This is a genomic window from Pilimelia anulata (genome assembly GCF_014647895.1).
GTDB lineage: Bacteria > Actinomycetota > Actinomycetes > Mycobacteriales > Micromonosporaceae > Pilimelia > Pilimelia anulata.
In genome coordinates, this window is sequence record NZ_BMQB01000001.1 from 33,598 (window position 1) to 54,999 (window position 21,402).

The window sequence follows — 21,402 nt, forward strand, 5'->3', positions numbered from 1 at the left end:
GGACGCGGCAGTCCGCCGCCCGCCACTACGACTGAGGCCCGAAGGGCCGGACCACGTTCCGAGTTGCACCAATTGCCGACCGACCAGCCAGCCGACATGTCGGCGGATCGCTGGCAGGTCTGCGGGCGGCAAGGTCGACAAGAGCCGGCAGACCTTGTCGAGCCCGTCAATGGTGCCGCATCTCATGATCGGCGGTGGGAGTGGAGAGGAATGCCGGAAGGCACGGGTGAGGGTTAGTCACGCCGTGCCTTCGGTGTGTGCTGGTCCGCCCGTACGGGCGGGATGGTCAGGCGCTCAGCTCGTGCAGCTTCTTGGCGATCGCCGACTTGCGGTTCGCGGCCTGGTTCTTGTGGATGACGCCCTTGCTCACGGCCTTGTCGAGCTTGCGGCTCGCCTGGCGCAGGAGGGTACCCGCGGCGGCGTTGTCGCCGCTGGCGGCGGCCTCGTGGAACTGACGGACGACGGTCTTCAGCGAAGACTTGACCGACTTGTTCCGCAGCCGACGCTTCTCGTTCTGCCGGTTGCGCTTGATCTGGGACTTGATGTTCGCCACGCGACAGCCTCGTCCTGTAGCTCGGGATGATCATGAACAGTACGCGCGGGCACGCAGCAACGTCCGCCGTACGCGCGAACAGTGAGGCTACCAGCCGGCCGGACCCCGCACCAAAACGCCCCGGATCCCACCGCCGCCGAACCGCCCGGCCCCGGCCCCCGGCCCCCGAGCCGGCCCGACCCCGACCCCCCGATCCGGGCCTTCCCCACGGGGGCGCGGTCGGGTGCCCTGGGAGGGATCGGGAACTGACCCGACCCGGACCGACCCGGACCGACCCGGCCCGATCCCCGAGCGGCCCGACCCGGCCCGATCCCCGAGCGGCCCGACCCGGCCCGACCCCTGACCGGCCCGATCCCCGAGCGGCCCGACCCCCGACCCGCCACCAACCCGGCCCACCCCGCGCACGGCGGCACCGTCGGTGTCCGGAGTCGGACCGCGGCCGTCCCGTCCCGGGCCGGCGACCGGTCGGCGGCCGAGTGGCGGCGGTGGCAGCGCGGCCGGGTGGGCCGCGCCGGCATGGGAGGATGAGGGTTCAGTGATCGCATCTGGAGATCGGACGACAGTGCCACCGACGCATTCCGGCGTGAGCAATCCCGGCGCGACCGAGCCCGCGCACATCCGGAACTTCTGCATCATCGCCCATATCGACCACGGCAAGTCGACCCTGGCCGACCGGATGCTGCAGCTCACCGAGGTGGTCGACCCGCGGCAGATGCGGGCGCAGTACCTGGACCGGATGGACATCGAGCGCGAGCGCGGCATCACCATCAAGAGCCAGGCCGTGCGGATGCCGTGGACGGTGCGCGAGGGCGAGCGGACCGGCGAGAGCGCGATCCTCAACATGATCGATACCCCGGGGCACGTGGACTTCACGTACGAGGTGTCGCGCAGCCTGGCCGCCTGCGAGGGGGCACTGCTGCTGGTCGACGCGGCGCAGGGGATCGAGGCGCAGACACTGGCCAACCTGTACCTGGCGATGGAGAACGACCTCCACATCATCCCGGTCCTGAACAAGATCGACCTGCCGGCGGCGCAGCCGGAGAAGTACGCCGAGGAGCTGGCGCACCTGATCGGCGGGCAGCCCGAGGACTGCATCCGGGTGTCCGGCAAGACCGGGCTCGGGGTGGCGCACCTGCTGGACGAGATCGTCCGACAGTTCCCGCCGCCGGTCGGGGTCGCCGACGCCCCGGCCCGGGCGATGATCTTCGACTCGGTGTACGACATCTACCGCGGCGTCGTGACCTACGTGCGGGTGGTGGACGGGCGGATCGAGGCCCGGGACCGGATCAAGATGATGTCCACCGGCGCCGTGCACGAGCTGCTGGAGATCGGCGTGATCTCGCCCGAGATGGTCAAGGCCGGCGCGCTGGCGGTGGGCGAGGTCGGGTACCTGATCACCGGGGTGAAGGACGTCCGGCAGTCCCGGGTCGGCGACACGATCACCATCAACGGCAAGCAGGCCGCGGAGCCGCTCGGCGGGTACAAGGACCCGAAGCCGATGGTGTACTCGGGGCTGTACCCGATCGACGGGTCCGACTACCCGGCGCTGCGCGACGCGCTCGACAAGCTCAAGCTCAACGACGCCGCGCTCACCTACGAGCCGGAGACGTCGGCGGCGCTCGGGTTCGGGTTCCGCTGCGGCTTCCTCGGGCTGCTCCACCTGGAGATCATCGGGGAGCGGCTGGAGCGGGAGTTCGGGCTGGACCTGATCTCCACGGCGCCGAACGTGGTGTACCGGGTCGACCTGGAGAGCGACGAGTCGGTCACCGTGACGAACCCCAGCGAGTACCCGACGGGAAAGATCCGGCAGGTGCACGAGCCGACCGTGCGGGCCACCGTGCTGACGCCGAACGAGTACGTCGGCGCCGTGATGGAGCTGTGCCAGGGGCGGCGGGGGGCGCTGCTGGGCATGGACTACCTGTCCGCGGACCGGGTCGAGCTGCGCTACACGCTGCCGCTCGCGGAGATCATTTTCGACTTCTTCGACCAGCTCAAGAGCCGGACGAAGGGGTACGCCAGCCTCGACTACGAGCCCAGCGGCGAGCAGGTCAGCGATCTGGTGAAGGTCGACATCCTGCTGCACGGCGACCCGGTGGACGCGTTCAGCGCCATCGTGCACAAGGACAAGGCGTACCAGTACGGCACGACGATCGCCGCGAAGCTGCAGAAGCTGATCCCGCGGCAGCAGTTCGAGGTGCCGATCCAGGCGGCCATCGGGTCCCGGGTGATCGCCCGGGAGACGATCCGGGCGATCCGCAAGGACGTGCTCGCCAAGTGCTACGGCGGCGACATCAGCCGCAAGCGCAAGCTGCTGGAGAAGCAGAAGGAGGGCAAGCGCCGGATGAAGATGGTCGGCCGGGTGGAGGTGCCGCAGGAGGCGTTCATCGCGGCGCTCTCCACGTCCGACGCCCCGGCGCCGGGCAAGGGCGGCACCAAGCGCTGACCGCGCCGGCCGGCGCCGCTCGCCGGCCCGCCGCCCGCTGATGCCGGTCCGGCCCGCTGCCGCCGGGTTCGCCGCCGCGTCCGCGGCGGGGTGGTCGGGAGGCGTTTGACCTGCCCGTACGCCGGGAATGCCCGATCCGTAGGCTGCCCACCCGCGGAACAGGAGACGGATCGTGACCGTCACGGGCATTTTCACGGCGTTGATCGTGGGTCTGATCGTCGGCGCGCTGGGCCGACTGGTCATCCCCGGCAAGCAGAGCATCCCGGTCTGGCTGACGATGCTGATCGGCGTCGTCGCGGCGCTGCTCGGTACCGCGCTGGCCAGGGTGCTGGGCGTGCGGACCGAGGGGTTCAGCCTGGTCGAGCTGCTGGTCCAGGTGGCGCTGGCCGCGGTCGGGGTGTTCGCCATCGTCGGCCTGATGGGCCGCGGCGACCACACCCACCACAGCCGCGGCTGACCGCCGCGCCCCGACCCGGCGCCGGCCCGGACCCCGGGATCCGGGACCCCGGGCCCGGTGTCAGCCGGTGGTGAAGACCTCGGCGGTGACCTCGCTGCCGGCCGCGCCGCGCAGGCTGGCCCAGTCGCCGCGGTCCGCGGTCCACTGGAGGCCGCCGTACGAGACCTTCCGCACCCCGTGCTCCGCGGCGTGCGAGACGAGCCAGTGGGCGTACCGCCAGCCGTTGCGCGAGTTGCCCGGCAGCACGCTGAGCGCCCGGGTGTCGACCGTGCCGGTGGCCAGGTTGCCCCAGTCCAGCCGCAGGCCGCGCAGCACCGCCGTCGTCGCGGCGCCGTCGGCCGGGCCGTCGCCGCGCGGCACGCTGCACGCCACCGCGCCGGTGGCGCGGCCGAGCAGGGCCCGGGCGAGGACGCTGGCCTCGTCGGACCACTTCTCGTACGCCAGCGGGTACGCCGACCGCTGCACCCGCTGGGCCGCGTCCGTGACGCGCATCTTCTCCCAGCTCCGGACCTTCGCGAGCCCCTGGTAGAACTTGCGGGCCGCGTACCGGGGGTTGCGGATCTGCCGCGGCGTGCCCCAGCCCATGCTCGGGCGCTGCTGGAACAGGCCGACCGAGTCGCGGTCCCCGCCGGTCAGGTTCTTGAGCTTGGACTCCTGGAGCGCGGTGGCCAGGGCGACGACGACGGCCCGGTCCGGCATGCCCTGGCGGACGCCGACGGCGGCGATCGTCGCGGCGTTGGCCATCTGGTTGGCGTCGAGGGCGACCTCGCCGCTGGCCCGGACCAGGCAGTGCCGTTCGAGGGTGGCGAGGTGGATGCCGTCGAGCACCTTGCGGACCACGACGACGGCGCCACCGGTGACCAGCACGGCGACCAGTGCCGTGACGGCGATGGTGATCTTGCGTCCTCGCGTCATCCGGCCCCCTCGGTACGCTGCGTGGCGACCAGCTTACGTCGGCCGCGCACGGACGAACCCCCCGGTCGGGTGGTTCAATCCTGCGGGATCCAGGCCGGGGACCGCTTCTCGCGGAAGGCCGTCACTCCCTCGCGGCCCTCGTCCGAGCCGAAGTAGGCCACGGAGAGTGCGGTCAGGTCGTCCAGTTCCGCCCGTACCGTCGCGCCCGCCGGGCGGCGCAGGAGCTGCTTGGTCGCGGCCAGCGCGATCGGGCCGCCGCAGGTCAGCGCGTCGGTGTACTCGGCGACGGCCTCGTCCAGCTCGTCCACCGGGACCGCCCGGGTGGCCAGGCCGATCTCGGCGGCCCGCAGGCCGTCGAACACCTCGCCGGTGAGCAGCAGCTCCGCCGCCGCGCGCGGCGCCAGCCGGCGCAGCACGGTGGCCGAGATGATCGCCGGTACGACACCGATGCGGACCTCGCTGAACGCGAACGTGGCGTCGTCCGCGACCACCGCCAGGTCGGCCGCGGCGATCAGCCCGAGGCCGCCGGCCCGGGCGGCGCCGCCGACCCGGGCGACGACGGGCTTGGGGAAGTCCCAGACGGCGCCGAGCAGGTCGCCGAGCATCGCCGCCGGCATCTCGGCCGTGCCGGCCCAGGCGGCGGCGGTCTCGTTGAGGTCGGCGCCGGAGCAGAACACCGGACCGGTGTGCGACAGCACGACCGCGCGGACGCCGTCGTCGGCCGCGGCCTTCTCCAGCGCGCCGAGCAGTTCGGTCATCAGCGCGCGGGACAGCGCGTTGCGGTTCGGGGGGCTGTCGAGCGTGAGCGTGGTGACGCCGCGCGCGGTGCCGACCTTGATCAGTTCCGGGGCGAACTCAGCGGTCATGGGGGGCACCTTAGTGGGCGCGCGCACCGGGTGGATGCCGCCGGGGTCACATCACCAGCAGGTGCGACGATGGACGGGTGCCCGGCCCCCTGCCCGACGGCGCGCCCGTACCCGCCGACGGCGCGCTGCCCGACGCCGCCCTCGCCGCGGTCGGCCGGACCGGTTTCGGCGTGTATGTGCACGTGCCGTTCTGCGCCAGCCGGTGCGGCTACTGCGACTTCAACACCTACACCGCGACCGAGCTGGGGGGCGGGGCCGGCCGGGAGGGGTACGCCGACACGGTCCTCGCCGAGCTGGCGCTGGCCCGCCGGGTGCTGGCCGGCGCGCCGCCGCCGCGGGTGGACACGATCTTCGTCGGCGGCGGTACCCCGACCCTGCTGCCGCCGGCCGACCTCGGCCGGATCGTGGCCGGCATCGCCGACACCTGGGGGCTCGCGCCGGACGCCGAGGTGACCACCGAGGCCAACCCCGAGTCGGTCGACCCGGCGTCGCTGGCCGCGCTGCGGGCCGCCGGCTTCACCCGGATCTCGCTGGGCATGCAGTCCGCCGCGCCGGGCGTGCTGCGGCTGCTGGACCGGCAGCACACCGCCGGCCGGGCGCCGGCCGCGGCCCGGGAGGCGCGGGCGGCCGGGTTCGACCACGTCAACCTGGACCTGATCTACGGCTCGCCGGGGGAGACCGCGGACGACTTCGCCGCGTCGCTGGCGGCGGTGCTGGACGCGGGCGTGGACCACGTGAGCGCGTACGCGCTGATCGTCGAGGACGGCACCCGGCTCGCCGGGCGGATGCGCCGGGGCGAGGTGCCGTACCCGTCCGACGACGTGGCCGCCGACCGGTACCTGGCCGCCGAGGCGGCGCTGAGCGGGGCCGGGCTGAGCTGGTACGAGGTCTCCAACTGGGCCGCCGGGCCCGCCGCCCGGTGCCGGCACAACCTGCTGTACTGGGCCGGCGCCGACTGGTGGGGCCTCGGGCCGGGGGCGCACAGCCACGTCGGCGGCGTGCGCTGGTGGAACGTCAAGCACCCGACCGCGTACGCGCAGCGGCTCGCCGCCGGCACCTCGCCCGGCGCCGGGCGGGAGGTGCTGACCGCGGACGAGCGGTACCTGGAGGACGTGATGCTCGGGCTGCGCCTGGCCGACGGGCTGCCGGTGGCCGCGCTGGCGCCGGCGGGGCGGGCGGCGGCGGGCGTGGCGGCCGCGGACGGGCTGCTGGACGCCGGCGCGCTGGCCGCGGGCCGCGCGGTGCTGACCCTGCGCGGCCGGCTGCTCGCCGACGGCGTCGTCCGCCGCCTGGTGGCCTGACCCCGGTTCCCGGCGGCCCGACTCGAAGGGCGCCCGACATGCGTCGGGGGCGCCGCCCGGACCGGCGGCGCCCCCGGGCGCGACGACTACTCGATCACGGAGCCGGCTATTTGATCATCCGGATGGTGGCCGGGTACGCGTACAGCGTGCCCTCGTTGGCCTTCACCCCGGCGATGATCCCGAGGATCACCGCGACCGCCACCGTGATGATCGGCACGAAGAAGAGGATGCCGAAGCTGCACACCGCCAGGACGTACGCCGCCACCGTGGCGATGGCCCAGGTGATCTGGAAGTTGAGCGCGTTCACCGCGTGCTGCCGGACGACCGGCGACTGCGCGCCCCGCCCCAGCATCGCGACCAGCGGGGCGACCCAGCCGAAGCCGCCGCCGGTGAGGAAGGCCGCGCCGGCGCCGCCGAAGTGGGCGACCAGCACCCAGGTCCGGTCCTCGCCGTCGGTGGCGCCGGACGGGCCCGACGGGTAGCCGCCGCCGTAGGTCGTGCCGTCGGGCGGGTACGAACCGGAGCTCTGGTAGCCGCCGGGCGGCGCCGGGTAGGCCGGCGGGCCGGCGGGCGGCGGGGGCGGCGGACCGTCGGCGTACGGGCCGGGCGGTCCCGGCGGCGGGCTCGCCGGCGGCGGGCCGGGCGCGGCGCCGGGCGGCGGGTATGCCGGCGGCGGCGCGGTCGGATCGTACGGGTTGCCCTCCGGCTGGTCGCCGGGCGGGCGAGGCGGTTCGGTCATATCGCCACCGTACGGCGGCTGCGGGGGCAGGGCCAGGTATTACCCACGATCGGCGAATCGTGATCTTCAGGGCCGGTGCGGTGGCGGAGTAGACTGGCACTCATTTCCGTCGAGTGCCAGCCGCGTCCGGGTGCCGTACCCGCAGTGCAGTGCCCGCAGTGCGGGCAGGGGACAGCCGGAACCGAACGGGGCATCGACGCCGGTGGCCCGGGTGGCGAGCGCAGGGAGGTGGCGCGGTGGGGGCGGACGACCGCAGGCTCGCGGTGCTGCGGGCGATCGTGGAGGACTACGTGCTCACCCAGGAGCCGGTCGGCAGCAAGGCGCTGGTCGAGCGGCACCAGCTCGGGGTGTCGCCGGCCACGGTGCGCAACGACATGGCCGCGCTGGAGGACGAGGGGTACATCCGCCAGCCGCACACCAGCGCCGGCCGGGTGCCGACCGACCGCGGGTACCGGCTGTTCGTGGACCGGCTCTCCCGGGTGAAGCCGCTGTCGGCCGCCGAGCGGCGGGCGATCGAGCGGCTGCTGGTGGGCGCGGTCGACCTCGACGACGTGGTGCACCGCGCGGTCCGGCTGCTGGCCCAGCTCACCCGCCAGGTGGCCGTGGTGCAGTACCCGAGCCTCGCCCGGTCGGCCGTGCGCCACCTGGAGCTGGTGGCGGTGTCCACCACCCGGCTGATGCTCGTCATGATCACCGACACCGGGCGGGTGGAGCAGCGGGTGGTCGAGCTGCCCGACCCGATCCCCGCCGAGGACGTGCTGGAGCTGCGCCGGCAGATCAACGAGCGGCTGGTCGGCGTCGGGCTGAGCCAGACCCCGCCGCTGGTCGCCGAGCTGGTCGTGGCGGCCCCGCCGGAGCGGCGGCCGGCGATGGCCGCGCTGTCGACGGTCCTGCTGGAGACGCTGGTCGAGCGGACCGAGGAGCGGCTGGCGCTGGCCGGCACGGCCAACCTCACCCGGGGCAACCTGCTGGACTTCCCCGGCTCGCTGCGGCCGATCCTCGAGGCGCTGGAGGAGGAGGTCATCCTGCTCAAGCTGATCGGCGAGGTCGAGCCCAGCACCACCCGGGTCCGGATCGGCGACGAGAACCAGATCGAGGACCTGCGCGCGGCCTCCGTGGTGAGCAGCGGCTACGGACCGGGCCGCACGATCGTTGGCAGTCTCGGGGTCGTGGGGCCGACCCGGATGGACTACCCCGGCAACATCGCCGCCGTACGTGCCGTGGCACGCTACCTGGGCGATGTGCTGGACCGGAACTGACGTCGGCAACGAGCAGGGACGCGGCACACCGACCGGACGCGAGGGCATGGACACAGTGGCCAAGGATTACTACGGGATTCTCGGGGTCAGCCGGGAAGCGACCGACGACGAGATCAAGAAGGCGTACCGGCGGCTCGCCCGCCAGTACCACCCCGACGTGAACCCCGACCCCGAGGCGCAGGAGAAGTTCAAGGACATCGGCGCCGCGTACGAGGTCCTCTCCGACGACGCCAAGCGGCAGATCGTCGACATGGGCGGCGACCCGCTGGCCCCGGGCGGCGGCGGGCCCGGCCCCGGCGGCCCGGGCGGACCGTTCGTTGGTTTCCAGGACATCATGGACGCCTTCTTCGCCACGGCCGGCGGCGCCGGCGGCCCCGGCCGCGGGCCGCGCCCGCGCACCCGGCCCGGCGCGGACGCGATCCTGCGGCTGGAGCTGGACCTGGCCGAGACCGTGTTCGGGGTCGAGGCGCCGATCACCGTGGACACCGCGGTGCTGTGCACGACCTGCACCGGCGCCGGCACCGCCGCGGGCACCCAGCTCGCCACCTGCGACACCTGCGGCGGGCGGGGCGAGGTGCAGACGGTGCAGCGCACGTTCCTCGGGCAGATGGTCGCCACCCGGCCGTGCGCGGCCTGCCAGGGGCACGGCGCGACGATCCCGCACCCCTGCCAGACCTGCGCCGGGGACGGCCGGGTGCGGACCCGCCGGTCGCTGACCGTGAAGATCCCGGCCGGCGTCGAGGACGGCATGCGGATCCGGCTGGCCCAGCAGGGCGAGGTGGGTCCCGGCGGCGGCCCGGCCGGCGACCTGTACGTGGAGATCCACGAGCGCCCGCACGACGTGTTCAGCCGCAAGGACGACGACCTGCACTGCAAGGTCACGCTGCCGATGACCGCGGCGACGCTGGGCACCCGGCTGACCATCAAGACGCTGGACGCCGAGGAGGCGCTCGACGTCCGCCCCGGCACCCAGCCCGGCGCGACGCTGCGGCTGCGCGGCAAGGGCGTGCCGCACCTGCGCGGGCAGGGCCGCGGCGACCTGTTCGTCCACCTGGACGTCCGGACGCCGACCAAGCTCGACGCCGAGCAGGAGCGGCTGCTCCGCGAGTTCGCCACCGCCCGCGGCGAGGAGGTCGCGGAGCTGGCCAAGCAGGGCGGCTTCTTCTCCCGGGTGCGGGACGCGTTCCAGGGCCACGCCTAGCGTGAGCGCCCCGCTGTTCCTGGTCGACGCCCTGCCGGCGGGCGACCGGTGCGCGCTGACCGGGCCCGAGGGGCACCACGCCGCCGACGTGGCCCGGCTGCGGGTCGGCGAGGCGGTCCTGGTCGGCGACGGCCGCGGTACGGTCGCCGACGCCACCGTCGCCGCGGTGGGCCGCGGCAGCGTGGACCTGGCGCTCGGCGCGCGGCGGGCGCACCCGGCGGCCGCGCCGCGGCTGACCGTCGTGCAGGGGCTGCCCAAGGGCGACCGGGGCGAGCTGGCCGTGGAGCTGATGACCGAGGTCGGCGTGGACGCGATCGTCCCGTGGGCGGCCCGGCGCTGCGTGACGGTGTGGCGGGGCGAGCGCGGCGAGCGGGCCCGGGCCAAGTGGGCGGCCGCGGCCCGGGCGGCGACCAAGCAGGCCCGCCGGCCCTGGCTGCCGGAGGTCGCCGAGCCGGCCACGACCGCCGGCGTGGCCGGCCGGGTCGCCGCCGCGGCGGCCGCGTTCGTGCTGCACGAGGCCGCCGCCGCGCCGCTGAGCGCCGCCGCCCTGCCGGCGGCGGGCGAGCTGCTGCTGGTGGTCGGCCCGGAGGGCGGCATCGACGAGGCCGAGCTGGCGGCGCTGGCCGCGGCGGGTGCCGTACCGGTCCGGCTGGGGCCGACCGTGCTGCGCACGTCCACCGCGGGGCCGGCGGCGCTGGCGCTGCTCCACACGCGGCTGGGACGTTGGTAGTGTGCGGACCAACGCCGCGGGGGCGGTGCCCCGGCGGGCCCGGCGAATCGACGCGATGGGACGCCTGCGATGAGTAGTGACTGCCTGTTCTGCCGCATCGCGGCCGGCGAGATCCCGGCGAAGGTGGTGCGCGAGACGGGGACGACCCTCGCGTTCCGGGACATCGACCCGAAGGCGCCCAGCCACGTCCTCGTGATCCCGCGGGCGCACCACGCCGACGTCGCCGCGCTGGCCCTGGCCGACCCGGCGCTGGCCGGCGAGGTGCTGGCCACCGCGGCCGCGGTCGCCGCGGACGAGGGCCTGCGCGACGGCGGCTTCCGGCTCATCTTCAACACCGGCGCCCACGGCGGCCAGGAGGTCCCGCACGTGCACGCGCACGTCGTCGGCGGCGCCCCGCTCGGCCCCATGCTCGCCCGATGACCGCCGCCGTGCCGGAGGCCGCCCGCCGCGAGCTGCGCCGCCTCGCCGCCCGGGTCCAGCGCACCGCCCGGGTACCCGCGCTGGCCGTGGCCGTGCACCGGGCGGACCGCCCGCTGTGGACGGCCGAGATCGGCGGCACCGACGCGCCGCTGGACGAGGGCACCCAGTTCCGGATCGGCTCGGTGACCAAGGCGTTCACCGCCGTCCTGGTCCTGCAGTGCCGGGACGAGGGCCTGCTCGACCTGGACGACCCGATCTCGGCCCACCTGCCGGTGCCGGCGCACGGGTCGGTGACGGCCCGGCAGCTCCTGGCGCACACCTCCGGCCTGCAGCGCGAGCCGGCCGGCGACATCTGGTACGGCGCGGCCGGCGGCCCCGGCGTGCCCGAGCTGCTGGAGCGGCTCGCCGCGGCCGAGCGGGTGCTGCCGCCGCAGCGCCGGTACCACTACTCCAACCTGGGCCTGGCCGTGCTCGGCCAGGTTGTCGGCCGGCTGCGCGGGGCGACCTGGGCGGACGTCCTGGTCGAGCGGCTGCTCACCCCGCTCGGCCTGGGCTCGACCACGGTGCTGCCCCGGCCGGGGGCGGCGACCGGGTACCTGGTGGACGCGTACTCCGACCACGCCCGCCCCGAGCCGGCCGCGGACTTCCGCGCGGTCGGCCCGGCCTGTCAGCTCTGGTCGACGGCCGGGGACCTGGCCCGCTGGGCGGCATTCCTCGCCGACCCGGCGACGGTGGACCCCGAGGGCAAGGTGCTGGCCGCCACGACGCTGGCCGAGATGCGCACCCCGCGCGCGGTGGTGGACGAGGGCGACTGGCGGCTGGCCATGGGCCTGGGCCTGATGGTCGCCCCGCGGCCCGGCCGGGTCGCCGACATCGGCCACTACGGGGCGATGCCGGGGTTCATGGCCGGCTCGTTCGGCCGGTACGGCGGCGACACCCCGCCCGGCCTGGGCGCCGCGGTGCTGGCCTCGTCCGGGACCGCGCTGCCGGCGCTGGACCTGGTGCACGACCTGCTGACCGCGTCGGTCGAGCTGGACCCGGCCGACGCCGCCCCCTGGCGGCCCGGCCAGCCGGTGCCGCCGGCGTACCGGTCGGCGCTCGGCCGCTGGTGGGGCGAGGGGCACGGGTTCGACTTCCACTGGCGCGCCGGCCACCTGGAGGCGCGCGCGGCGACGGCCGCCGCGGACACCCCGCCGGCGGTGTTCGGCCCGGTGGACGGGGCCGCCGACACGCTGCGCGTGGTCGCCGGGCGGGAGCTGGGCGAGCTGCTCACGCTGGCCCGCGCCGGCGACGGCACGGTGACCGGCCTGACCTGGGCGGGGTACCGGTTCAGCCGGTCCCAGCAGACCTTCGACGGCCAGCCCCCGTCGCACGCGTGACGGGCCCGGGCGGCGGGATCGACGGCGGCCGGCGGCCCCGGACGGGGCCGGATACGATGACCGCACTATGAGTGGCGACACATCGGCCCGCGGCGAGGGCGCCCGCCGGCCCGCCCCGGGCGCACCGCGGGTGACCACGACGATCACCGTCCCCGACCCGCACGTCATGGTCGGGCTGCTGGGTACCGGGGACGCGCACCTGCGGCTGATCGAGGACGCGGTGACCAGCGACGTCCACGTCCGCGGCAACAAGATCACCATCACCGGCTCGCCGGCCGACAACGCGCTGGCCGAGCAGGTGTTCAGCGAGCTGCTGGAGCTGCTCACCCGGGGCGAGACGCTCACCCCGGACGCGGTCCGGCGGACGGTGGACATGCTCGCCGCCGGCACCCCCGAGCGCCCGGCCGAGGTGCTCACCCTCAACATCCTCTCCCGGCGCGGGCGCACCATCCGCCCCAAGACGTTCGGGCAGAAGCAGTACGTCGACGCGATCGACAAGCACACCGTGATCTTCGGGATCGGCCCGGCCGGCACCGGCAAGACGTACCTGGCGATGGCCAAGGCGGTCCAGGCGCTGCAGGCCAAGCAGGTGAACCGGATCATCCTCACCCGCCCGGCCGTCGAGGCGGGGGAGCGGCTGGGCTTCCTGCCCGGCACGCTGTACGAGAAGATCGACCCGTACCTGCGCCCGCTGTACGACGCCCTGCACGACATGATCGACCCGGAGTCGATCCCGCGGCTGATGGCCGCCGGCACCATCGAGGTGGCGCCGCTGGCGTACATGCGGGGGCGTACGCTCAACGACGCGTTCATCATCCTGGACGAGGCGCAGAACACCACGCCGGAGCAGATGCGGATGTTCCTGACCCGGCTGGGCTTCGGCTCCCGGATCGTCGTCACCGGCGACATCACCCAGGTGGACCTGCCCGGTGGCACCCGCAGCGGCCTGCGGGTCGTCCAGGAGATCCTGGACGACGTCGAGGACGTGCACTTTTCCAGGCTGACGAGCGGGGACGTGGTCCGCCACCGGCTCGTCAGCGACATCGTCGACGCGTACGCCCGCTGGGACGCCGCGCAGGACGAGGAGCCGCCCGCCCGGCCCGGTCCGCGCGCGGTGGCCCGCGGCCAGCGGCGGCGGTAGGGCAGGAGGAACACCCGTACCGTGTCCATCGAGATCGCCAACGAGTCCGGCGTCGCCGTCGACACCGAATCCATCCTCGCCGTCGCCCGGCACGCGCTGGAGCAGATGGGCGTCAACCCGCTCGCCGAGCTGTCCATCCTGCTGGTCGACGCCACGTACATGGCGGAGCTGAACCACCGCTGGATGGGCGGCGAGGGCCCCACCGACGTGCTCGCGTTCCCGATGGACGAGGGCAACGTCGACCACGGCCCCGGCGAGCCCACCGGCGGCGAGCCGGCGCTGCTCGGCGACATCGTGCTGAGCCCGGAGGTGGCCGCGAAGCAGGCGACCACCGCCGGCCACGCGACCGCCGACGAGCTGCACCTGCTCACCGTCCACGGCTGCCTCCACCTGCTCGGCTACGACCACGCCGAGCCGGAGGAGGAGAAGGAGATGTTCGGCCTCCAGGCCCGCCTGCTGGAGAGCTGGCGGAGCGCCGCCCGGTGAACGCCCTGGCGCCCACCCCCGGCGCGGTCGAACTCCCGGACGCGTAGCTCCTGCTCTCGGCCGCCGGCCTGGTCGTGCTGGCCGGGCTGTTCGCGATGTCCGAGGCCGCGCTGGCCGCGGTGTCCGAGGCCCGGGCGGCCGAGCTGGGCCGCGGCGGCGTCCGCGGCGCGCGGGCCCTGCAGGCGGTGGCCGCGGACCGCGCCCGGCACCTGAACCTGCTGCTGCTGCTCCGGCTGCTCTGCGAGCTGACCGCGACCACGCTGGTCGCGCTCGTCGCGGTGGACAGCTTCGGCGCCGGCTGGCAGGCCGCGCTGATCACCGCCGGCGCGATGACCGTGGTCAGCTTCGTCGTGGTCGGCGTCGGGCCGCGCACGCTGGGCCGGCAGCACGCGTACGCGGTCGGGCAGGCCGTCGCCCCGGTGGTCCGCTGGCTCGGCCGGGTGCTGAACCCGCTGGCCTCGCTGCTCATCGTCATCGGCAACGCGGTCACCCCGGGCCGGGGCTTCCGCGAGGGCCCGTTCGCCAGCCAGGTCGAGCTGCGCGAGCTGGTCGACCTCGCGGAGGAGCGGGGCGTGGTCGAGCACGGCGAGCGGCAGATGATCCACTCGGTGTTCGCGCTCGGCGAGACGATCGCCCGCGAGGTGATGGTCCCGCGGACCGAGATGGTGTGGATCGAGTCGCACAAGTCGCTGGAGCAGGCGCTGACGCTGTTCCTGCGCTCGGGCTTCTCCCGCATCCCGGTGGTCGGCGACGGCGTCGACGACGTGCTCGGGCTGCTGTACCTCAAGGACGTGGTCCGGCGGGCCAACGGCGGCACCGCCGGCGCGACGCCGGCCCGCGAGCTGATGCGCGAGGCGTCGTTCACGCCGGAGTCCAAGCCGGTGGACGACCTGCTGTCCGAGATGCAGGCCGCCCGCACCCACCTGGTGATCGTCATCGACGAGTACGGCGGCACCGCCGGCCTGGTCACGATCGAGGACATCCTGGAGGAGATCGTCGGCGAGATCACCGACGAGTACGACGTCGAGCGCCCGCCGGTGGAGAAGCTGCCGGACGGCGCCGTCCGGGTCACCGCCCGGCTGCCGATCGAGGACCTCGGCGAGCTGTTCGACGTCGAGCTGCCCGCCGACGAGGTGGAGACGGTCGGCGGGCTGCTCGCCCAGCAGCTCGGCCGGGTGCCGATCCCCGGCGCGACCGTCGATATCGACGGCCTGCGGCTGATCGCCGAGGGGACCGCGGGCCGGCGCAACCGGATCGACACCGTCCTGGCCCGCCGCATCCCCGAGACCGCCGCCGCCCCGGCGGCGCCGGCCCACCCGTAGCGGGCGCCGGCGCCGCCGGGGGCGGCGCTCAGCGCCCGGTCGCGGGCGGGCCCCCGGTGCCGGGCCCGTGGTTGACGATCGGGCAGCACTTGTTGCGGTAGATCTTCTGGCCCTCCCGCTCGGCGTACCCCTCGTAGGCGGCGTTGCCGGCGTTCCAGGTCCAGCCGCCGATGGTCTTGCCGACCACGCTGACGGCCTTGTCGCCCTGCCACAGCGTCCAGTGCACGTGGTCGCCGTTGGCCCGGCCGCCGCAGGGGAGCTGCTCGGCGATCATGCCGATGTACTCGCCCTCGGCCACGGCCGCGCCGTCGGTCTTCTCGGTGGTGTTCTCCAGGTGGTAGTAGCCGGTGGTGTAGCCGTTCTCGTGCACCACCTTGATGAACGGCCACGTCCCGCCGCTGGTGCAGAACCGGTACATGACCCCGGCCTTCGAGGCGAGCACCCGGCCGTCGCCGCCGTAGAAGTCGATCGAGTTGAACGGCTGCGAGTTGCCGGAGTTGCCGTGCACGCCCCAGTGGCCCCAGCCCGCGCCCTGCTTCCACGGCAGGCCGAGGCCGGTCGGGTCGGGCGCGGCGGTACCGGGGCCGGTCGCCGGGGTGGCGGCGGCCCGGCCGAGCAGGGCGCGCTCGGCGTCGGCGAGCACCGGCGCGGTCCGGGCGGCCGCGCGGAACGTGTCGGTGCCCTCCAGCGCCACGGTCCAGTCGGCGCCCTGCCGCCGGGCGAGGAACAGCGACGTCAGCGGGGAGCCCTCGACGCCGTCCGGGACGCGCAGGACCGCGCCGCCGAAGACCCAGTCGCCGGCGCCGCGCTTGGGCTCGACGAGCGTCGCCAGGTCGGTGGTGCCGTACGCCGCGCGGGCGGCGGCGCCGTGCCGGTCGATCAGGGCGGCGGCGACCTCGCGGTCGAGGTCGGCCGCGCCCGCGCTGGCCGGCGCGCCGGCCAGCACCGCGCCGAGGCACGCGGCCAGGCAGAGGAGGGCGGTGGTCGGTCGAGCATGGGGGTGGGTTGCCATACCCGGTCCCTTCATGAAATTGATAGAAGTCAATGCTCGGGGCAGAGTGTTCGCCTGCCCGAATGGCCTGTCAAGGCTCGTTATGAAGTCCGTGTTATGGATCGGCCGCGGCGGCCGGCGGCCCCGCGCGCAGCGGGCGCCGCCGGCGCGCTCGCCGGGGCGCCGTAAGCTGGTCGGGCAGGAACGGCCGACGGCGCGAGGGGCACGGTTGAGCAAGCGGCAGCACGAAGCGACGGACGTGGCTCACCGGGCGGGGTTCGCATGCTTCGTCGGCAGGCCGAACGCGGGCAAGTCGACCCTGACCAACGCGATCGTCGGCCAGAAGATCGCGATCACCTCGACCAAGCCGCAGACCACCCGGCACGTCATCCGCGGTGTCCTGCACCAACCGGACGCCCAGCTCGTCCTCGTCGACACCCCCGGCCTGCACCGGCCCCGGACGCTGCTCGGCGAGCGGCTCAACGACCTGGTCCGGGCCACCTGGAGCGAGGTCGACGTGATCGGCCTGTGCATCCCCGCCGACGAGCCGGTCGGGCGCGGCGACCGGTTCATCACCGGCGAGCTGGCCGCGCTCAAGGCCACCGTGCTCGCCGTCGTCACCAAGACCGACCTCGTCGGCAGGGAGGCGCTGGCCAAGCAGCTCCTCGCCGTCGGCGAGCTGGCCGACTTCGCCGCGATCGTCCCGGTCAGCGCCGTCGCCGGGCACCAGGTCAGCACGCTGGTCGAGGTCATGACCGGGTACCTGCCGGAGTCGCCGCGGCTGTACCCCGACGACATGCTCACCGAGGAGCCCGAGCACGTCCTCATCGCCGAGCTGATCCGCGAGGCGGCGCTGGAGGGTGTCCGGGACGAGCTGCCGCACTCGATCGCCGTCGTCGTCGAGGAGATCCTCCCCGGCGACCGGATCACCAAGATCTACGCCGACCTGTACGTCGAGCGGACCAGCCAGAAGGGCATCGTCATCGGCCACCGCGGCGCCCGGCTCAAGGAGGTCGGCACCGCCGCCCGCGGCCGGATCGAGGAGCTGCTCGGCGGCCGGGTCCACCTGGACCTGCACGTCCGGGTGGCGAAGGACTGGCAGCGCGACCCGAAGCAGCTTCGCAAGCTCGGGTTCTGACCGTGCCCGGGTTCCGCCGCAGGCTGTACCGCGACGACGCGGTCGTCCTGCGCGGCCAGAAGCTCGGCGAGTCCGACCGGATCGTCACCCTGCTGTCCCGGCAGCACGGCCGGATCCGGGCCGTCGCCCGCGGGGTGCGCCGGACCACGTCCCGGTTCGGCGGCCGGCTGGAGCCGTTCGGCCACGTCGACGTGCAGCTCGCCGGCGACCCCGGCACCCCCGGCCTGCACACGGTCAGCCAGGTCGAGGGCATCGACCTGTACGGCCGCGCCCTGGCCGACGACTACCCGCACTACACCGCCGCGTCCGCCATCGCCGAGACCGCCGAGCGGCTCACCCCGATCGAGCAGGAGCCCGCCGCGCCGCTGTTCGCGCTGACCCTCGGCGCGCTGCGCGCCCTGGCCGGGCGGGCGCACGACAGCTCGCTGGTGCTCGACGCGTACCTGCTGCGCGCCATGGCCCACGCCGGCTGGGCCCCGGCGCTCGCCGAGTGCGCGCTGTGCGGGGAGGCCGGGCCGCACCGGGCGTTCGCCGTACCGTCCGGGGGCAGCGTCTGCACGGCCTGCCGCCAGCCCGGCGCCACCCACCCGCACCCGGCGACGATCGCGCTGATGACCGCGCTGGCCGGCGGCGACTGGCGGCACGCCGACGTGGCCGCCGCGGCGCCGCGGCGCGAGTGCAGCGGCCTCGTTGCGGCCCTGCTGCAGTGGCACCTCGAACGGGCCATGCGCTCGCTGCCGCTGGTCGACCGCGGCACGCCCTCGACCCCCGGACCCGGAGGACCCCCATGATCCGCCGCCCCGCCCCGCTCCGGCCGTCGCCGCACCGCACCGGCGCCCGCCCGCCGGAGCTGCCGCCGGCCAGCCTGCCGAAGCACGTGGCGATCGTCATGGACGGCAACGGCCGGTGGGCGCGCGAGCGCGGGCTGCCGCGCACCGAGGGGCACCGGCGCGGCGAGTCCTCGCTGTTCGACACCATCGAGGGCGCGATCGAGCTGGGGGTGCCGTACCTGTCGGCGTACGCGTTCTCCACCGAGAACTGGAAGCGGTCGCCCGAGGAGGTGCGCTTCCTGATGGGCTTCAACCGGGAGGTGATCCGGCGCCGCCGGGACCAGCTCGTCGACCTGGGCGTCCGGGTGGTCTGGTCGGGGCGGCGCGGGCGGCTGTGGAAGAGCGTGATCAGCGAACTGGACCGGGCCGAGGAGATGTCCGCGCGGAACGCCACGCTGACGCTGCAGTTCTGCGTGAACTACGGCGGGCAGGCCGAGGTCGCCGACGCCGCGGCGGCGATCGCCCGGGACGTGGCCGCCGGCCGGCTGGACCCGGGGCGGGTGAACGAGAAGCTGTTCGCCCGGTACCTGTACCACCCCGAGGTCCCGGCCGTGGACATGCTGCTGCGGCCCTCCGGCGAGCAGCGCACGTCGAACTTCCTGATGTGGCAGTCGGCGTACGCGGAGCTGGTCTACCTGGACACGCTGTGGCCGGACTTCGACCGCCGGCACCTGTGGTACGCCTGCCAGCTCTACGCCCAGCGGGACCGGCGGTTCGGCGGCGCGATCCCCAACCCGGTGGCGCCGACCGACTGAGCCCGGCCGCGTTCCGGGTCAGCCCGGCGCGCGCTCGGCGCGGGTGGGCACGCCGTCGGGACCGGGCCGCGCCGCGGGTGCGGGCGGTTCGGGGTCGGGGGTCGGCCACCAGCGCGGGTGGTTGGCGGCCGCGTGCAGGACCGCGACCGTCAGCACCGCCACCCCGATCGCCCCGGCGGCGCCCGGCAGGTGCGGCTCCAGCAGCAGCGCCAGGATCACCGCGGTGATGCCGTTCTGCTGGCCCAGCGCCAGGTGCCACCGGTCGGCGGCGGGCAGGCCGCGGGCGAGCAGCAGCGCCACCGGTACCTGCGCCGCGAACGCCGCCACCCCGAGCAGCACCCCGAGCACCGGGTCGAAGCCGCCGGCCAGCAGCGTCCCCAGCGCGAACGTCGCCAGCGCGAACGCCACCGGCGTCGCCCGGGCCAGCACCGCGTCGCCGTACCGGAACCGGGGCCGGACCAGGAAGCCCAGCGCCGCCACCCCGAGCATCAGCCCGTACGCCACGCCGACCGCGACCAGCCCGACGAGCAGCAGCAGCGCGAGCACCCGCCCGGCCCGCAGCAGCCCCCGCCGCAGCCCGCCCGGCGCCAGCCCCGCCCGGACCCGACCGCGCAGCCACCACCCGGCCCGCCACAGCACCCAGCCGGCCGCGGCGAGCGCCGCGTCGCCGAGCAGCCCGCCGGCCAGCCCGGCCGGGCTCGGCGCGGGGCCGTCCGGCAGCAGCAGGACGACGCCGTACGCGGTCAGCACGGTCGTCACCGGGTCGTCGAACGACGCCCACGCGGCGAGGATCGACCGGGCCCGCGGCGACATCCGGCCCGGCCGGGCCAGCGCGGCCACCGACAGCGGGTCGATCTGGGCGACGGCCATGGCGAGCAGCGCGTACGCCGGCTGCCCGGACGCGGCCACCACGACCCCGGCGATCAGCGCGGCCTTGAGGCCCACGCCCACGGTGACGGCGGCCAGGACCAGCCGCCAGTGCCCGCGCACGTCGGCCCGGTCGATGCCGTACGTGCTGCCGAACAGGCCGACGGCGAGCAGCGCGACGGCGGCCACCCGGTACCGCGGGTCGGCGGCCGGGTCGACGCCGGTCAGCGCGGCCAGCAGCCAGCCGCCCCCGGCGAGCGCGGCCAGCCCGGCGAGGCGCCCGACACCCGTCACGCCCGCACCCTCCGTCCCCCGCCCTCGCTCACCTGTACTCGACCACGTGCACCCGCCTCGCCCGCGCCGGTGGACATGGGCTGAGGTGCCTTTCCGGGCCCGACAAGGTGTCGGACCTCATGTTCGGCGCCGTGGCGCGCGGCGGGGCGGTGGCCGTGCAGCGGCTCCACTGTGGTCCTGAGGATAGGTGGCCGGTGGTGGGCCGCGGTAGGGCCGGGGCGTCGGGTGTGACCAGGCCGAGATCCGGCCCGGTTGCGGGGCGGGGCGACCGTGCGGGTACCCGCGTCCGCGCCGCCCGCATTGTCGGACGGCAGGCGGCGATCACCGGCGCCGACCCGCCGACACCGACGCGGGACCCGCCCGCTCCCGCCGACCCGGGGGCCCGGCGGCGGGCAGCCCCCGACCCGGATCCGGGACCGGGGCGGGCGGCGGGCGGCGCGGTACCGACCGGGCCGGGCGGGCGGCGGGGTGGGTCAGAGGGTCGGGCGGAGGTGCCCCGTGGCGGCGGTCAGGGCCAGGATCGCCGCCGCCAGCACCCCGGCCGCCGCCAGCAGCGCCGCGTCCGCCGCCCCGAACCGCTGCGGCCGCGCCACGCTGCGCCGTACCCCGCTGGACAGTCCCCGGGCGTCCATCGCCGCGGCCAGCCGGACGCCGTACCGGATGGCGCCCACCAGCAGCGCGAACCCCGCGCCGGCGAACGCGCCGGCCCGCTCGCCCACCGTCCGGTCGCCCAGGCCGCGGGCGCGGCGGGCGCGCAGCAGCGTCCGCCACTCCGCGCCCAGCAGCGGGACCAGCCGCAGCGCCGCCAGCGCGCCGAGGGCGAACCGGGCCGGCAGCCGGACGTTCTGGATCAGCGCGTCGGCCAGGTCGGTCGGGTCGGTGGTGGCGAGGACGAGGATGCCGGGCAGGGCGACGGCGATGATCCGCAGCCCGAGCCCGGCGGCGGTGGCGAGCACGCCGGTGGTCAGCGCCCAGGGGCCGAGCTGGACCAGGTGCGCACCGGTCCGCTCGGCGGCGAACGGCACCAGCGTGACCACGACGCCGAGCGCGCTGAGCAGCAGCGGCCACGCCCGCCGGGCGACGTCTCGGTAGCGCAGCCCGAACAGCGGTACGGCGGCCGCCTGCACCGCCAGCGCCACCGCGGGGGTGAGCGGGTCGAGCGTGGCCAGCAGCGGCAGCGAGAACAGCAGCGCCGCGCCGACCTTGGCCACCGGGTTGCGCCGCCCGAGCCGCACCGGCGGCACCACGGCCCCGATCACCCCACACCCCCCGAACCGCCGCCGGCGGGGCGGCCCGGTCCGGGCTGCTCCGGTGC

General features: G+C 75.4%; 21 protein-coding genes. 14 read left to right on the forward strand and 7 right to left on the reverse strand.

The window, feature by feature from the left end; genetic code table 11:
* Positions 1-286 precede the first annotated feature (286 nt).
* Positions 287-553, reverse strand: a complete 267-nt coding sequence (rpsT, locus tag IEY94_RS00155; protein WP_189167934.1) for a 30S ribosomal protein S20 — start codon at positions 551-553, stop codon at positions 287-289.
* Positions 554-1,115: 562 nt separating this feature from the next.
* Here rpsT and lepA point away from each other — a divergent pair.
* The gene (gene lepA, locus IEY94_RS00160) at positions 1,116-2,996 is read left to right on the forward strand and encodes a translation elongation factor 4 (RefSeq protein WP_189167935.1); all 1,881 of its coding nucleotides are present in this window, start codon (positions 1,116-1,118) and stop codon (positions 2,994-2,996) included.
* A gap of 172 nt (positions 2,997-3,168) precedes the next feature.
* Positions 3,169-3,453 carry a GlsB/YeaQ/YmgE family stress response membrane protein gene (locus IEY94_RS00165; RefSeq protein WP_189167936.1) on the forward strand — a complete coding sequence of 95 codons (285 nt, stop codon included), beginning with the start codon at positions 3,169-3,171 and terminating at the stop codon, positions 3,451-3,453.
* A 60-nt stretch (positions 3,454-3,513) separates the two neighbouring features.
* Here IEY94_RS00165 and IEY94_RS00170 read toward each other — a convergent pair whose 3' ends face one another.
* Both IEY94_RS00170 and IEY94_RS00175 read right to left on the reverse strand, forming a co-directional pair.
* On the reverse strand, positions 3,514-4,368 hold the full coding sequence (locus IEY94_RS00170) for a hypothetical protein (protein WP_189167937.1): 855 nt from the start codon (positions 4,366-4,368) through the stop codon (positions 3,514-3,516).
* A gap of 74 nt (positions 4,369-4,442) precedes the next feature.
* Positions 4,443-5,234, reverse strand: a complete 792-nt coding sequence (locus tag IEY94_RS00175) for an enoyl-CoA hydratase-related protein (protein WP_189167938.1) — start codon at positions 5,232-5,234, stop codon at positions 4,443-4,445.
* 77 nt (positions 5,235-5,311) lie between these two features.
* On the opposite strand from IEY94_RS00175, the gene hemW reads away from it, so the two are divergent.
* Positions 5,312-6,535, forward strand: a complete 1,224-nt coding sequence (gene hemW, locus IEY94_RS00180; protein ID WP_189167939.1) for a radical SAM family heme chaperone HemW — start codon at positions 5,312-5,314, stop codon at positions 6,533-6,535.
* A 106-nt stretch (positions 6,536-6,641) separates the two neighbouring features.
* Here hemW and IEY94_RS23875 read toward each other — a convergent pair whose 3' ends face one another.
* A complete protein-coding gene (locus IEY94_RS23875; protein ID WP_189167940.1) occupies positions 6,642-7,274 on the reverse strand; it encodes a DUF4870 domain-containing protein in 633 nt (210 codons plus the stop codon).
* A gap of 236 nt (positions 7,275-7,510) precedes the next feature.
* Between IEY94_RS23875 and hrcA the strand changes: the two genes are divergently transcribed.
* From hrcA to IEY94_RS00225, 8 genes are all read left to right on the forward strand, one after another.
* The gene (gene hrcA, locus IEY94_RS00190) at positions 7,511-8,533 is read left to right on the forward strand and encodes a heat-inducible transcriptional repressor HrcA (protein ID WP_189167941.1); all 1,023 of its coding nucleotides are present in this window, start codon (positions 7,511-7,513) and stop codon (positions 8,531-8,533) included.
* 55 nt (positions 8,534-8,588) lie between these two features.
* On the forward strand, positions 8,589-9,734 hold the full coding sequence (gene dnaJ / locus IEY94_RS00195; RefSeq protein ID WP_189168743.1) for a molecular chaperone DnaJ: 1,146 nt from the start codon (positions 8,589-8,591) through the stop codon (positions 9,732-9,734).
* Between the two features lies 1 nt (position 9,735).
* A complete protein-coding gene (locus IEY94_RS00200) occupies positions 9,736-10,464 on the forward strand; it encodes a 16S rRNA (uracil(1498)-N(3))-methyltransferase (protein ID WP_189167942.1) in 729 nt (242 codons plus the stop codon).
* A 69-nt stretch (positions 10,465-10,533) separates the two neighbouring features.
* Positions 10,534-10,884, forward strand: coding sequence for an HIT domain-containing protein (locus IEY94_RS00205; protein WP_189167943.1), 351 nt, complete (start codon positions 10,534-10,536; stop codon positions 10,882-10,884).
* A complete protein-coding gene (locus IEY94_RS00210) occupies positions 10,881-12,263 on the forward strand; it encodes a serine hydrolase domain-containing protein (RefSeq protein ID WP_189167944.1) in 1,383 nt (460 codons plus the stop codon). The genes IEY94_RS00205 and IEY94_RS00210 overlap by 4 nt, the downstream gene beginning before the upstream one ends.
* 67 nt (positions 12,264-12,330) lie before the next feature.
* Positions 12,331-13,404, forward strand: a complete 1,074-nt coding sequence (locus tag IEY94_RS00215; protein ID WP_189167945.1) for a PhoH family protein — start codon at positions 12,331-12,333, stop codon at positions 13,402-13,404.
* A 21-nt stretch (positions 13,405-13,425) separates the two neighbouring features.
* A complete protein-coding gene (gene ybeY, locus IEY94_RS00220; protein ID WP_189167946.1) occupies positions 13,426-13,890 on the forward strand; it encodes an rRNA maturation RNase YbeY in 465 nt (154 codons plus the stop codon).
* Between the two features lie 50 nt (positions 13,891-13,940).
* A complete protein-coding gene (locus tag IEY94_RS00225) occupies positions 13,941-15,212 on the forward strand; it encodes a hemolysin family protein (RefSeq protein ID WP_373291200.1) in 1,272 nt (423 codons plus the stop codon).
* 28 nt (positions 15,213-15,240) lie between these two features.
* On the opposite strand, the gene IEY94_RS00230 is transcribed toward IEY94_RS00225, so the two are convergent.
* Positions 15,241-16,224, reverse strand: coding sequence for a M23 family metallopeptidase (locus IEY94_RS00230; protein WP_229783201.1), 984 nt, complete (start codon positions 16,222-16,224; stop codon positions 15,241-15,243).
* A 208-nt stretch (positions 16,225-16,432) separates the two neighbouring features.
* On the opposite strand from IEY94_RS00230, the gene era reads away from it, so the two are divergent.
* Genes era through IEY94_RS00245 form a run of 3 tightly spaced genes read left to right on the forward strand, consistent with a single transcriptional unit; the run spans position 16,433 to position 18,926 of the window.
* On the forward strand, positions 16,433-17,341 hold the full coding sequence (gene era / locus IEY94_RS00235) for a GTPase Era (protein ID WP_229783202.1): 909 nt from the start codon (positions 16,433-16,435) through the stop codon (positions 17,339-17,341).
* A 2-nt stretch (positions 17,342-17,343) separates the two neighbouring features.
* The gene (recO, locus tag IEY94_RS00240) at positions 17,344-18,132 is read left to right on the forward strand and encodes a DNA repair protein RecO (protein ID WP_189167948.1); all 789 of its coding nucleotides are present in this window, start codon (positions 17,344-17,346) and stop codon (positions 18,130-18,132) included.
* Positions 18,129-18,926, forward strand: coding sequence for an isoprenyl transferase (locus IEY94_RS00245; protein WP_189167949.1), 798 nt, complete (start codon positions 18,129-18,131; stop codon positions 18,924-18,926). The genes recO and IEY94_RS00245 overlap by 4 nt, the downstream gene beginning before the upstream one ends.
* A gap of 18 nt (positions 18,927-18,944) precedes the next feature.
* Here the strand turns inward: IEY94_RS00245 and IEY94_RS00250 are convergent, their stop codons facing one another.
* Together IEY94_RS00250 and IEY94_RS00255 are read right to left on the reverse strand one after the other, a co-directional pair.
* Positions 18,945-20,087 carry a cation:proton antiporter gene (locus tag IEY94_RS00250; protein ID WP_189167950.1) on the reverse strand — a complete coding sequence of 381 codons (1,143 nt, stop codon included), beginning with the start codon at positions 20,085-20,087 and terminating at the stop codon, positions 18,945-18,947.
* 473 nt (positions 20,088-20,560) lie between these two features.
* Entirely contained in the window at positions 20,561-21,346 is a 786-nt protein-coding gene (locus tag IEY94_RS00255) for an energy-coupling factor transporter transmembrane component T family protein (protein ID WP_189167951.1), read from the reverse strand.
* Between the last annotated feature and the right edge of the window lie 56 nt (positions 21,347-21,402).

What these genes read in the sequence shown, in the direction of transcription:
- IEY94_RS00170 (WP_189167937.1), bottom strand. Translation starts at nt 4,368, where the DNA reads ATGACGCGAGGACGCAAGATCACCATCGCCGTCACGGCACTGGTCGCC.
- IEY94_RS00175 (WP_189167938.1), bottom strand. Translation starts at nt 5,234, where the DNA reads ATGACCGCTGAGTTCGCCCCGGAACTGATCAAGGTCGGCACCGCGCGC.
- IEY94_RS23875 (WP_189167940.1), bottom strand. Translation starts at nt 7,274, where the DNA reads ATGACCGAACCGCCTCGCCCGCCCGGCGACCAGCCGGAGGGCAACCCG.
- IEY94_RS00205 (WP_189167943.1), top strand. Translation starts at nt 10,534, where the DNA reads ATGAGTAGTGACTGCCTGTTCTGCCGCATCGCGGCCGGCGAGATCCCG.
- IEY94_RS00210 (WP_189167944.1), top strand. Translation starts at nt 10,881, where the DNA reads ATGACCGCCGCCGTGCCGGAGGCCGCCCGCCGCGAGCTGCGCCGCCTC.
- IEY94_RS00215 (WP_189167945.1), top strand. Translation starts at nt 12,331, where the DNA reads ATGAGTGGCGACACATCGGCCCGCGGCGAGGGCGCCCGCCGGCCCGCC.
- IEY94_RS00230 (WP_229783201.1), bottom strand. Translation starts at nt 16,224, where the DNA reads ATGGCAACCCACCCCCATGCTCGACCGACCACCGCCCTCCTCTGCCTG.
- IEY94_RS00245 (WP_189167949.1), top strand. Translation starts at nt 18,129, where the DNA reads ATGATCCGCCGCCCCGCCCCGCTCCGGCCGTCGCCGCACCGCACCGGC.